Below are 12,467 nucleotides of genomic sequence, written 5' to 3' on the forward strand. Positions count from 1 at the left end.
GTGGCATTTCGAGTGTTGGCCCTATGAAAAACCTGCGGATCGCGACCTTCAACATCAATGGCATCCGGGCCCGGCTGCCCAACCTGATGGAATGGCTGGAGCGGGAGAAACCGGACATTGCCTGTTTGCAGGAACTCAAGGCGGGGGACAAGGATTTCCCGGCGGCGGAGCTGGAGTCGGTGGGGTATGGGGCGATCTGGCACGGGCAGGCGTCGTGGAACGGTGTCGCGATCCTGGCCCGTGATGCGCAGCCATTGGAGAGCCGCCGAGGCTTGCCCGGCGGGGACGACGACAGCCACAGTCGCTATCTGGAGGCGGCGGTGCATGGCGTGCTGGTAGGGTGCCTTTACTTGCCCAACGGCAATCCGCAGCCGGGTCCCAAGTTCGACTACAAGCTGGCCTGGTTCGAACGGCTGATCGACTACGCCCAAGGGTTGCAGGCCAGTGATCATCCCGTGGTGCTGGCCGGTGACTACAATGTGGTGCCCACCGACATGGATATCTACAACCCGCGCTCCTGGCTCAAGGATGCGCTGTTGCAACCCGAAAGCCGGGAATGCTACCAGCGGTTGTTGGACCAGGGCTGGACTGATTCGCTGCGCCACCTGTATCCGGAGGAGCGGATCTACACCTTCTGGGATTATTTTCGCCAACACTGGCAAAAGAACTCCGGACTGCGCATCGATCACCTGTTGCTCAACCCGGTCGCCAGCGCTTACCTGAGCGAGGCTGGCGTGGACGCCTGGGTCAGGAACCAGCCCCACCCCAGCGACCATGCGCCCACCTGGATCCGGCTGGCTTCGCGTAAACGGCGCTGACCGGGGGGCGATTGTTGTCTCCGTGAGGGGAATGCCTTATACCTGGCGCCCAATAGCAGTGCGCCTATGAGCGCTGCGCCGCCCCGGAAAAGGACACCCTCATGAGTCATCCCCAACTGAGCGATACGGCCCGCTATCTGCGGCGCCTGGGTTTCGACGCACCACCGGCGCCGACCCTCGACACCTTGCGTCAGCTGCAATGGCGCCATACTGCCGAATTCCCCTTTGAGACCTTGTCGACGCTGCTGCGTCACCCCGTGCCCATCGACCTTGAATCGGTCGAGCGCAAGGTTTTCGAAGACGGGCGTGGCGGCTATTGCTATGAACTCAATCAGCTATTCCTGGCGCTGTTGCAGGCGCTGGGTTTCGACGCCCGCGGCATCACCGGGCGCGTGGTGATGAATGCGCCAGAGGGTGCCTGGACCGCCCGAACCCATCGGCTAAGCCTGGTGACGATCGACGGCATGCGCTACATCACCGACGTCGGCTTTGGCGGCATGGTGCCCACCGCGCCGCTGCTGCTGGATAGCCGTGATGTTCAGATCACGCCTCATGAGCCGTACCGTATCGACACCCACGCGGACGGTTACCTGTTGCGTGCCAACGTCGCGGACGAATGGCGGCCGATGTACCTGTTCGACCTGCAACGCCAGGAAGACATCGACTACACCGTCGGCAATTGGTACGTCTGCAATCACCCTGAGTCGCCGTTCATGGGCCGGTTGATGGTGGCCCGCACCGGTGACGGATTGCGCAAGACCCTCAATGGCAACAGCTATGCCGTACACCGGATAGGGCAGGAGAGTGAGCGGCGCGTCATCATCGATGCCGATGAGTTGATCGATTTGCTGGTGCAGGAATTCAGCCTGCGCGTACCGCCACGCGAGCTGTTGCGGCCCGCGGTCGTGGGGTTGCTGCAGTCATAAAAGGTGCTGGGTCGGGGCGCTGTTCCTGATGGGTAGACAACAAGTTGTATACAACTCTATGGACATTTGTCCTAAGTTTTGAATACAGTGTGCCCATAACAAAAAACAGGGAATCCCCGAACCATGAAAACGCCCCATGTTTCACTCCCACGGCCCGAGGACGAAAACCTCGGCGTCGGCGCGAATATGGCTTACGGCCTGCAACATGTGTTGACCATGTACGGTGGCATCGTCGCCGTGCCGTTGATCATCGGCCAGGCGGCCGGGCTTTCGCCGGCGGACATCGGTCTGTTGATTGCCGCGTCGTTGTTCGCGGGAGGCCTGGCCACATTGCTGCAAACCCTCGGCCTGCCGTTTTTTGGCTGCCAGTTGCCCTTGGTGCAGGGCGTATCGTTTTCGGGCGTCGCGACCATGGTGGCGATTGTCGGCAGTGGCGGGGAGGGGGGCTTTCAAGCCATCCTCGGCGCGGTGATCGCAGCGTCCCTGATTGGTTTGTTGATCACTCCAGTGTTTTCCCGCATCACCCGGTTCTTCCCACCCCTGGTCACCGGCATCGTGATCACCACCATCGGCCTGACCCTGATGCCGGTGGCGGCACGTTGGGCGATGGGCGGTAACAGTCACGCCGCCGATTTCGGCAGCATGGCCAACATTGGCCTGGCCGCGGTGACCCTGGTGCTGGTACTGCTGCTGAGCAAGATGGGCAGCGCAACCATCTCGCGGCTGTCGATTCTGTTGGCGATGGTCATCGGTACGGTCATCGCGGTGTTCCTCGGCATGGCGGACTTTTCGTCGGTCAGCCAAGGCCCGATGTTCGGTTTTCCGACACCGTTCCATTTCGGCATGCCGACTTTCCATATTGCCGCGATCCTGTCGATGTGCATTGTGATCATGGTGACCTTGGTGGAAACCTCCGCCGACATCCTGGCGGTGGGCGAGATCATCGACACCAAGGTCGATTCGAGGCGCCTGGGCAACGGTCTGCGGGCCGACATGCTGTCGAGCATGATCGCGCCGATCTTCGGTTCCTTCACCCAGAGTGCCTTCGCCCAGAACGTCGGACTGGTGGCGGTCACCGGGATCAAGAGTCGTTTCGTGGTGGCAACCGGCGGGGTGTTCCTGGTGGTACTCGGCCTGCTGCCGTTCATGGGCCGAGTGATCGCCGCGGTGCCGACCTCGGTACTGGGCGGTGCCGGTATCGTGTTGTTCGGCACGGTGGCTGCCAGTGGCATCCGCACGCTGTCGAAAGTCGACTACCGCAACAACGTCAACCTGATCATCGTCGCCACTTCTATCGGCTTCGGCATGATTCCCATCGCCGCACCGAACTTCTACGATCATTTCCCGAGCTGGTTCGCGACCATTTTCCATTCAGGCATCAGTTCCTCGGCGATCATGGCGATCATGCTGAACCTGGCGTTCAACCACTTCACCACGGGCAATTCCGACCAACAGTCAGTCTTCGCCGCCGGCACCGAGCGGGTGTTGCGCTACCAGGACTTGGCGGCGCTGCGCGAAGGCGATTATTTCAGCGACGGCAAGCTGCATGATTGTGACGGCAACGAAATTCCCGTGGTAGCGGAGCCTGTTCACGAACTGGCGGAGCATGGGCCGAGCCGACTGAAAAGCAGCGAGCACGTCTGACACATACACGGTTAATCAGCGAATATGAAAAAGCCTGTGATCAATAATCACAGGCTTTTTTTGTGCCAAACCGGAAAGCGGGTTACCAGCGGCCGTAATGACCCCGGGGTGGGCCATAGTAGTACCCCCGTGGTGGCCCGTAATACACCGGTGCCGGGCGATAGTAGATCGGTCGCTCTACATACACCGGTTGCGGCTGGTAATAGACCGGCGGTGGTGCCTGGTAGTAGACCGGTTGTGGCTGGACGTAGACCGGCTGCTGCACATACACCGGACGATCTCGGTTGATGATGGCCGAGCCGACAATGGCCGAACCGACGATGGCACCAAACACGGCGGGCCCCTCCCAACCACCACGACCGTGGGCGGATGCCTGGCCGGTGACCGCGAGTGCCCCCATGAGCAGGGCGATGATGGGAAGTCTACGATTCATGGCTGTTCCTCGTTTCGGCCCCGGCGCCTGTGGTCTGCAACAGACCCGATGAGGGTCGCGGGGATACTGCTATGACAGCGATTTTCTCAGGATTTGCGCCGCCGTTGGGTAAATATTGTGTAAGGTCTGTAGCGCTTTTCTTTACCGCGCCGCGTCATCCAGTGGCCCTGGATCGGGTCGGGCCTGGCGGTATCATCATCGAACAGACCTTTCGGGGCGGTGTTCCGTTTGTCCGAAAGTGAATGCAAGGAGACACGCATGCAGATCAATCCCAACAAAGACACCCAACTGTGCATGTCGCTCTCGGGGCGTCCCGGAAACTTTGGCCTGCGCTTTCATAACCATTTGTATGAACAACTGGGCCTGAATTTCTATTACAAGGCGTTCAGCAGCCAGGACCTGCCTGGGGCGGTGGGCGGTATCCGTGCCTTGGGCATTCGTGGCTGCGGTGTGTCGATGCCGTTCAAGGAAGCCTGCATTGCGCTGGTTGACGAGTTGGATCCTTCTGCCGCCGCGATCCAATCGATCAACACCATCGTCAATACCAACGGCCATCTGAAGGCCTACAACACCGATTACATTGCCATTGCCCAGTTGTTGCAAAGCCACGCCGTGCCCAAGGACTCGACCTTTGCCCTGCGCGGCAGCGGTGGCATGGCCAAGGCGGTGGCCAGTGCCTTGCGCGATGGTGGCTACAGAAACGGGCTGATCGTCGCCCGCAATGAAAGTGCAGGGCGAGCCTTGGCCGAATCCCTGGGGTATGAATGGCAAGCTGAACTGGGTGCGCGACGGCCGCAGATGCTGATCAACGTCACGCCGATCGGCATGACCGGCGGCCCGGAAGCCGACCAATTGGCGTTCGAGCCCGAGACCATCGCCGCGGCCGAGACCGTGTTCGACGTGGTGGCGATCCCGTCGGAAACGCCACTGATCGTGCGCGCCCGGGCCGAAGGCAAACGGGTCATCACCGGGCTGGAAGTCATTGCGATCCAGGCCCTGGAGCAGTTCGTGCTGTACACCGGCGTGCGGCCCAACCTGGAGCAATTCGAACAAGCCGTCGCTTTCGCCCGGTCCGCGTAGGAGCTGCCAAAGGCTGCGATCTTTTGATTTTGATCTTCCGCTTTTGACTCAATTGTCTGCCGCAAGATCGCAGCCTCGTTGCACTCGACAGCTCCTACACAGCTCCTGCCGGAATTCCAGTAAGTTACTCCAGTCTTGCCAGGCGTTCTTCCAGTGCGGCGATCCGCGCTTCGAGCTCTTCGATGCGCTCCAGCGAGACACCGCCGCCCGCGCCACGCTCCACCGGGTGCTGGCGGGCGGCGAGAATCGCTTCGATGTCCGCCGGATCGCCCATGGCGTGCACATAGCGGTCCTCGCGCTGGCCGGCCTGGCGTGGCACGAGCAGCGCCAGCCCCCGGGCGATCAGGCGTTCGAGCTGGTGCACCACTTGCTCGGTGTCTTCGAAGTCGTGCATCCGTCCGCTGCGGGTCAGCAACTCATTGACCGTTTGCGGGCCTCGCAAGAACAGCAGGCCCATCAGGACCACTTGGGCCGGCACCAGCTCCAGGGCTTTGTCGACCCGATGTTCCCAGCGGTCGGCGCGGCTGCCCATCACCAGCTTGGTAAAGCCGCGACCTTCCAGCGCCCGCAGGCTCTGGCCGACCTGGCCGGGATTGAGGTTCATCACCGGCTCGCGGCTGGTTTTCTGGTTGCAGGCCAGTACCAGGGCGTTGAGGGTCAGCGGGTAGGTCTCGGGGTTGGTGGCCTGTTTCTCGACCAGCGCGCCGAGGATGCGGATTTCCGTGCTATTGAGCCGTGGTTCTTCAGCCTGCTGTTGTTCTTCGATGCTCATCGCGCGTTCCCTATGCTGTGGAAGCCGCCTAGCCTAATCCTTGCGCAATAAAAGACAAGCCGTGCAACCCGCCGTGGCTATAATCGCTGCCGTTTGATTCATTCTTTCCTGCCACCTGCATGAGATTGCCATGACTATTTCCCTGTACGCCGCTTCCGTCCCGGTTTTCAAGCAGATGCTCAATGCGTTGAGCGACGTTCTGAACAAGGCCGAAGCCCACGCCACCGCGAAGAACATCGACCCGAACGCTTTCCTGCAAGCCCGCCTGTACCCGGACATGTTCCCGCTGGTGCGCCAGGTGCAGATCGCGGTGGATTTCGCCAAGGGTGTGTCCGCGCGCCTGGCTGAGGTCGAGGTGCCGAAGTATGACGACAGCGAGACCACTTTCGCCGAGTTGCAAGCCCTGATCGCCAAGGTATTGGCCTTTATCGATGGCATCAGCCCTGCGCAGATCGATGGCAAGGAAGGCATCGAAATCGTCACCCGACCGGGGACACCGAAGGAGAAGCGCTTCAGCGGCCAGAACTACCTGCTGACCTACGGCCTGCCGCAGTTCTTCTTCCACGTCACTACCACCTATGCCTTGCTGCGTCACAATGGCGTGGAAGTGGGCAAGCGCGACTACATGGGCGCGTTCTAAACCCTCAGGCAAGAAAAAGCCCGGGACGGTTTGGGCCGTTCCCGGGCTTTTTTGTGGCTGCAGTCTAGGTGGTTAAGCATGCTAATTGGCGGTGAGCGATCTGGCGCTATCGCGAGCAGGCTCGCTCCCACAAGGTTTTGCGGCTGACACAGATCCACTGTGGGAGCGAGCCTGCTCGCGATGAGGGCAGCACCGACACCGCAAGATTCAGTTCCTTCCTGATTACGCCGTACGCGCCAGCTTCGCTTCCTCACCCAGGCACGCCGCTGCCGTGAACAGCACATCCGTCGACGAGTTCAACGCTGTCTCCGCCGAGTCTTGCAGGACACCGATGATGAAACCCACAGCGACCACTTGCATGGCGATTTCACTGGGAATGCCAAACAGGCTGCACGCCAGGGGAATCAGCAACAGCGAACCGCCGGCGACCCCGGACGCACCGCAGGCGCAAATGGCAGCGACAACGCTCAGCAGCACGGCCGTTGGCAGGTCAACCGCAATACCCAAGGTATGCACGGCCGCGAGGGCCAGTACGGTGATGGTGATGGCTGCGCCGGCCATGTTGATGGTCGCGCCCAGTGGGATCGACACCGAATAAGTATCTTCGTGCAGACCCAGGCGTTTGCTCAGTTCCAGGTTCACCGGGATATTCGCCGCCGAGCTGCGGGTAAAAAAGGCTGTGATGCCACTCTCGCGCAGGCAGGTGAACACCAGTGGATAAGGGTTGCGACGCAGTTTCCAGAATACGATGAGTGGGTTGACCACCAACGCCACGAACAGCATGCAACCGATCAGCACGGTCAGCAGGTGCAGGTAGCCGAGCAGGGCGCCGAAGCCGGACGTGGCCAGGGTCGAGGCCACCAGGCCGAAGATCCCCAGTGGGGCGAAGCGGATCACCAGGCGCACGATCACGGTCACGCCGTTGGACAGGTCTTCGAGCACGGTGCGCGTGGTCTGGCCAGCATGACGAATGGCGATGCCCATGCCGATGGCCCAAGCCAGGATGCCGATGAAGTTACCGTTCATCAGTGCCCGGACCGGGTTATCCACCACGCTCAGCAACAGGCTTTGCAGCACCTCGCTGATGCCGCCGGGTGCGGTGACGGCAACGTCATGGGTGGTCAGCACCAGGCTGGACGGAAACAACATACTGGCAACCACCGCGACCACCGCCGCGGCGAAGGTGCCCAGCAGGTAGAGGAACAAGATGGGGCGGATATGGGTTTCCTGGCCGTGCTTGTGGTTGGCGATCGACGCCATGACCAGCACGAACACCAGGATCGGCGCCACGGCCTTGAGCGCGGAGACGAAGACGTTGCCGATGAAGGCGCTGGACTTGGCCACGTCGGGCGCCAGCCATGCCAGGACAATACCGGCGATCAGGCCAATGATGATTTGCGTCACCAGGCTGGTGCGTTTAAGGCGTTGCAAAGGGGTAACGGACGAAGCTGTCATAGCGGCATCTCTGATTTTATTGTGTTCAACGGTCGACGGTTCAGGGCAACAAGCGGGCAGGCCACATGAGCGGACCGAGAGAAAGTACGGCGTTTGCAGGCCGCGGACTTTAGCACAGCCGGTAATAAATCTGACGGACCTGTGACAGTCCGTCACCCTTATCCGGGCCATGAGGTGCGTTTGTAAGACGCGTGCATTCTGTTAGGCTTTGCCGTTCTCACCTTCTTTCCGCCAGCGGGCCTTTCGGCTAACCGCTGGTGTCGTCGTTTCGCTGGAGTTCTGCATGTTGTTACCCATTTTCCTGCTGTCGGCCGCCGGTTTCACCGTGCTGACCACGGAATTCGTCATCGTCGGCCTGTTACCCTCCATCGCCCGCGACCTGCACGTCAGCATTCCCCAGGCTGGGCTGCTGGTGACGTTGTTCGCGTTTACGGTGGCGGCGTTCGGGCCGTTCCTCACGGCCTGGTTCGCCCGCTTCGAGCGGCGCAAGCTGTTTATCAGCGTGCTGGTGATGTTCGGCCTGGCCAACCTGCTGGCCACCTATGCCCCTAACATCTGGGTGATGGCCGTTGCTCGGTTGATTCCGGCCTTGGGCCTGCCGGTGTTCTGGGCCCTGGCCAGTGAAACGGCGGTGGACATTGTCGGGCCGCAACTGGCCGGGCGGGCCATCGCCCGGATCGGCTTCGGCATCGTCTGTGCCACCGTGTTCGGCATTCCAGTCGGCACGTTGATCGCCGATGCATTTGGCTGGCGCAGTGCGTTCGCGATCCTGGCGGTCATTGCCTTCGCCAAGGCCTTGTTGCTGTTTATTTATTTGCCGAAAACCAACCTGCACCAGCATCAGGTGAGCTTCCGTTCGCAATTGAAGATCCTGCGCAGCCCGTTGATGCAAGGGCACGTGCTGTTGTCGATCCTGGTGTTCAGCGGCATGTTCACCGCCTACACCTATCTGGCGGATATCCTCGAGCGTCTGGCCGGCTTCGATGGCACCCTGGTGGGCTGGTGCCTGATGGGCTTCGGCGCCGTCGGGCTGTTGGGCAACTCCTTGGGCGGCCGTGCGGTGGACCGCCATCCGCTGATTGCATCGATGGTGTTCTGCCTGTTCCTGATCGGCGGCATGGTGGCGTTGGTCCCAAGCATTCATTCACCCCTCGCGCTGGCGGCGGCGATGGGCATCTGGGGCGTGACCCAGGCCGCGTTGTTCCTGGTCAGCCATGTGCGGCTGATGAAGGCGGCCCCGCAAGCCCCGGCGTTTGCCGCCTCGTTGAACATCGCCGGGGCCAACCTGGGGATTGGCCTGGGGGCGATGATCGGTGGCCGGGTCATCGATACCCTGGGCCTGGGCAGTGTCGGGTTCGCGGCGGCCGGGTTCATCTTCGTCTCGATTCTGCTGGCGTTGCTCCTGATGACTTTCAAGCCCCGCGCGACTTGCCTGGATAACTAAGCGCTGAACAACTCGCGACGGGCGCCTTCGGCAATCGCAACGATGCCAGGATGGCTGACCTTGCGTTCCACGGAAATGGCGTAGAAGGATTCGCTCACCGCATCGGTCTGACCGATCACTTCTACGCCGTACTGACGCTTGACCTCTTCGGCGATCACGCTCGGGCCTATGAAAATCCCACTGCCTGATTGACCAAAGGCCTGCATCAAGGCGCTGTCATCGAATTCGCCAACGATACGCGGTTGGATCTGTTGCTCGGCGAACCAGCGTTGCAAGCGGCTGCGCACCACGGTTTCCGGCCCGGGAATCAGCAGCGGAGCGTCATGTAGGCCATGGGGGAAATCCTGCCCGTAGCGTTCGGCCAGCGCGGCAGTGGCGAAAAAACTGATCCCGCATTCCCCCAGTTTCTGGCTGTAGCCCTTGATGTCCAGGTGGGTCGGCATGGGGCTGTCGGAAATCACCAGGTCTAGGCGCTGGATCGCCAGGTCCGCCAGCAGCCGTTCGAGCTTGTCCTCGCGACAGGTGATGCGCAGCGGCTCACTCAATTCCATGGTTGGCGCCAAGAGTCGATAGACGATGGATTTGGGCACCACATCCGCCACCCCGACCCGGAACAGGGTTTGCTGCTCGTTGGGCTGGGCCCTCAGCATCAGTTCCAGCTCACCGCCCAGCTGGAACATGTGCTCGGCGTAGGGCAAGGTCTGGCGGCCGGCTTCGGTCAGTTCCAACTGCCGCCCGACACGACGAAATAATTTGATGTTATAGGTTTGCTCGAACAGGGAAATCTGCCCGCTGATGGTCTGTGGGGTCAGGTTCAACTGCTCGCACGCCCGCACGATGCTGCCGGTTTTCGCCACGACCCAGAAGTAATGCAACTGTCGATAATTGAGCATGGGATCACATTGCTTCGTAAAAACCGAAGTATAACCGCTGAAAATACGAATTTTCCTGAAGTATTCGTCTCTCTAGAATGCCTGGCCATTGGTGGGCCACTTTCGAGCTCCTTCTATTCTTCAAGAGGCATTTATTCCATGACCTATAAATCCCTGGCGCTTGCAGCCCTGTTGGTGATGTCGGCAACGACACTGGCTGGCTGTGAACAGGCGGAAAAAAGTGCCCAACAGTTAATGGGGCAGGCTGCGGAAACCGCCAAGCAGGCCATCGACGATACCCATAAGGCCGCCGAACAGGCGATCAGCGAAGCCACCGGCGGCTTGATCAGCCCGAAGAAAGAGCCGGCGGACGAAGCTGACGAAACACAAACCCCTACCAAAACCATCTAAACGCGTCACATCAGTCAGGACTGACCCATGGATTATCTTTTACAGCTCGCCGCCAGCCCCACCGCGTGGATCGCCCTGGCGACTCTGGTCGTGATGGAAATCGTGCTTGGCATCGATAACCTGATCTTCATTTCGATTCTGACCAACAAGCTGCCCGAACAGCATCGTGCCAAGGCGCGGCGGATCGGTATTGGCATGGCGCTGATCCTGCGCCTGGGCTTGTTGAGCACCATTGCGTTCATTGTGCAGTTGACCGAACCGGTCATCGAAATCCTCGGCCAGGCGTTTTCCTGGAAGGACATGATCCTGATTGCCGGCGGCCTGTTCCTGCTGTGGAAAGCGACCACTGAAATCCACCACAGCATGGACCCGGCGCCGGATGACCCCAAGTCGGCCACGTCCGGCGTCACCCTGGGCTTTGCCGCAGCCATCGGTCAGATCCTGATGTTGGACTTGGTGTTCTCCATCGACAGCATCATCACCGCCGTGGGCATGACCGAGCATTTGCCGATCATGATCATCGCCGTCGTCGTATCGGTGCTGGTGATGCTGCTGGCGGCCGAACCGCTCGCCAAGTTCATCAATGACAACCCGACGGTCGTCATGCTGGCCCTGGGCTTCCTGATCATGATCGGCATGACGCTGATCGCTGAAGGTTTCGGCGCCCATGTACCGAAAGGCTATATCTATGCGGCCATGGCGTTCTCGGCGGCGATCGAAGTGTTGAATATGCTGTCCCGCAGGGCCAAGGAAAAGGCATTGCCCGACAACGCCTGATTCCAGGCAGTAGACAGAAGCCACCCGGGTCCAGGCCCGGGTGGCTTTTTTTTGGACTTGAGAACGATGGGTTTGAGCGTCAGAGGTCAGTGCGCGGCGGCGTGGTGCCGGGCAGGTTTGGCGGCTTTTGCCGATGGCGCAGGTGGTGCGTGATGGTGGCGTCGAGCGATTCGAAGCACCCCCCACAGCATGGCCGTGGCTACGCTCAGCCAGCCGAATATCAGCATCAGGATTGTCGTCGTCAGGCTCATTCGTGCCTCCTTCTAACCCCGGTTCGGGATAACGCACCCAGTACAATGGACAGTCTAGTCGCTCAAGTGTTGCAGCTTGTCGATGTATGGCACTGGGGACGGATCGGTTCGTTCTATCGCCCTTTTAAAACGATTGTTATGGCTATACCCGGCGCGGTGCGCACCTTATGATCGTCGACCCAAGCCTGGCCCGGATGCCGGGCACCTGAACAAGAGAGTCATCATGTCGCCAGTCATTCCATCGTTTCGATCACTGGTACTGGCGGTGTCCTGCCTCGTCGCCCTGGCGGGCTGCGCGGGCAGCGTATCGCCGCAGATCCAGCGCCTGCCCGAACGGGTGGAACTCAACAGCGTGCCGTTCTATCGTGGCGAAATGCACCAGGGCGCGCCGCAGTCCCTCGCTGCCCTGCTGACGTTGCAAGGTACGGTGATCACGCCGGGGCTGCTGGAGAAACCGTTGCACCTGCCGGGTGGCGAAGCCGGTTTGCAGCAGAATATGCAAAACTTGGCGCGCGAATACGGGTTGTTGGTGTATCCCCTCGACGCCAAGCTGCCCGCGCTGTTGGAGCAGGTCGCGGCGGGGTATCCAGTGCTGGTGCGCTATGTCGATGGTTCGGCGTTTTGGGCCGAGCCTCGGTATGGGATTCTCGCCGGCTACAACCGCCAGAAACAGACGGTGTTATTGCGCGCAGGTATGAATCGCCGGCAGTTGATGAGTTTCAGTGCTTTCGAATCGGCCTTCCAGAGCGCGGGCGGCTGGGCGGTGCTGGTTCAGCGGCCTACGCAGCTTCCGGCCAATGTCGACTCACAGCGTTGGCTGAAAGCGGCGGCCGATCTGGCCGGGGCAGGGCAGGAGCAAGCAGCGGCGCGTGCCACCAAGGCTCTCGGTGCCGCGCATTGATCGTTCATTCCGTTCGTCACTTGCCGGGCACGACCTGGCAGGG

General features: G+C 60.8%; 14 protein-coding genes. 9 read left to right on the top strand and 5 right to left on the bottom strand.

From position 1 onward, the window contains the following. The first annotated feature begins 23 nt into the window (after positions 1-23). From xth to J3361_RS00415, 3 genes are all read left to right on the top strand, one after another. The gene (gene xth, locus J3361_RS00405) at positions 24-818 is read left to right on the top strand and encodes an exodeoxyribonuclease III (protein ID WP_207961364.1); all 795 of its coding nucleotides are present in this window, start codon (positions 24-26) and stop codon (positions 816-818) included. Positions 819-919: 101 nt separating this feature from the next. Further along, positions 920-1,744, top strand: a complete 825-nt coding sequence (locus J3361_RS00410; RefSeq protein ID WP_207961367.1) for an arylamine N-acetyltransferase — start codon at positions 920-922, stop codon at positions 1,742-1,744. 123 nt (positions 1,745-1,867) lie between these two features. After that, positions 1,868-3,388, top strand: coding sequence for a nucleobase:cation symporter-2 family protein (locus tag J3361_RS00415; protein WP_207961369.1), 1,521 nt, complete (start codon positions 1,868-1,870; stop codon positions 3,386-3,388). Between the two features lie 82 nt (positions 3,389-3,470). On the opposite strand, the gene J3361_RS00420 is transcribed toward J3361_RS00415, so the two are convergent. After that, positions 3,471-3,821 carry a hypothetical protein gene (locus J3361_RS00420; RefSeq protein WP_063322141.1) on the bottom strand — a complete coding sequence of 117 codons (351 nt, stop codon included), beginning with the start codon at positions 3,819-3,821 and terminating at the stop codon, positions 3,471-3,473. Between the two features lie 258 nt (positions 3,822-4,079). Here J3361_RS00420 and J3361_RS00425 point away from each other — a divergent pair, with 258 nt between their 5' ends. Then, positions 4,080-4,901, top strand: a complete 822-nt coding sequence (locus tag J3361_RS00425; RefSeq protein WP_207961371.1) for a shikimate 5-dehydrogenase — start codon at positions 4,080-4,082, stop codon at positions 4,899-4,901. A gap of 124 nt (positions 4,902-5,025) precedes the next feature. Here J3361_RS00425 and J3361_RS00430 read toward each other — a convergent pair whose 3' ends face one another. Then, entirely contained in the window at positions 5,026-5,673 is a 648-nt protein-coding gene (locus tag J3361_RS00430; RefSeq protein ID WP_207961373.1) for a DUF480 domain-containing protein, read from the bottom strand. A gap of 130 nt (positions 5,674-5,803) precedes the next feature. Between J3361_RS00430 and J3361_RS00435 the strand changes: the two genes are divergently transcribed. Next, positions 5,804-6,313: a DUF1993 domain-containing protein gene (locus J3361_RS00435; protein WP_207961374.1), complete on the top strand. Its 510-nt coding sequence runs from the start codon at positions 5,804-5,806 to the stop codon at positions 6,311-6,313. A 222-nt stretch (positions 6,314-6,535) separates the two neighbouring features. On the opposite strand, the gene sstT is transcribed toward J3361_RS00435, so the two are convergent. Next, positions 6,536-7,768: a serine/threonine transporter SstT gene (gene sstT, locus J3361_RS00440; protein WP_207961376.1), complete on the bottom strand. Its 1,233-nt coding sequence runs from the start codon at positions 7,766-7,768 to the stop codon at positions 6,536-6,538. 283 nt (positions 7,769-8,051) lie between these two features. Here sstT and J3361_RS00445 point away from each other — a divergent pair, with 283 nt between their 5' ends. Next, positions 8,052-9,212 (top strand): MFS transporter, encoded by a 1,161-nt coding sequence (locus J3361_RS00445; protein WP_207961378.1) that lies wholly within the window; start codon positions 8,052-8,054, stop codon positions 9,210-9,212. On the opposite strand, the gene nhaR is transcribed toward J3361_RS00445, so the two are convergent. Continuing rightward, on the bottom strand, positions 9,209-10,105 hold the full coding sequence (nhaR, locus tag J3361_RS00450; protein WP_063322135.1) for a transcriptional activator NhaR: 897 nt from the start codon (positions 10,103-10,105) through the stop codon (positions 9,209-9,211). The two genes, J3361_RS00445 and nhaR, sit on opposite strands and share 4 nt — an antisense overlap. Before the next feature lie 138 nt (positions 10,106-10,243). On the opposite strand from nhaR, the gene J3361_RS00455 reads away from it, so the two are divergent. Then, positions 10,244-10,495, top strand: coding sequence for a hypothetical protein (locus J3361_RS00455; protein ID WP_207961832.1), 252 nt, complete (start codon positions 10,244-10,246; stop codon positions 10,493-10,495). A 27-nt stretch (positions 10,496-10,522) separates the two neighbouring features. Continuing rightward, positions 10,523-11,272, top strand: coding sequence for a TerC family protein (locus J3361_RS00460; RefSeq protein WP_207961379.1), 750 nt, complete (start codon positions 10,523-10,525; stop codon positions 11,270-11,272). Positions 11,273-11,358: 86 nt separating this feature from the next. Here J3361_RS00460 and J3361_RS00465 read toward each other — a convergent pair whose 3' ends face one another. Further along, entirely contained in the window at positions 11,359-11,523 is a 165-nt protein-coding gene (locus tag J3361_RS00465; RefSeq protein ID WP_207961381.1) for a hypothetical protein, read from the bottom strand. Positions 11,524-11,746: 223 nt separating this feature from the next. Here J3361_RS00465 and J3361_RS00470 point away from each other — a divergent pair, with 223 nt between their 5' ends. Then, a complete protein-coding gene (locus J3361_RS00470; RefSeq protein ID WP_207961383.1) occupies positions 11,747-12,424 on the top strand; it encodes a peptidase C39 family protein in 678 nt (225 codons plus the stop codon). Positions 12,425-12,467 lie beyond the last annotated feature (43 nt).

Source organism: Pseudomonas sp. OA65, assembly GCF_017498305.1.
In the GTDB taxonomy this organism is placed as follows: Bacteria; Pseudomonadota; Gammaproteobacteria; order Pseudomonadales; family Pseudomonadaceae; genus Aquipseudomonas; species Aquipseudomonas zanjanensis.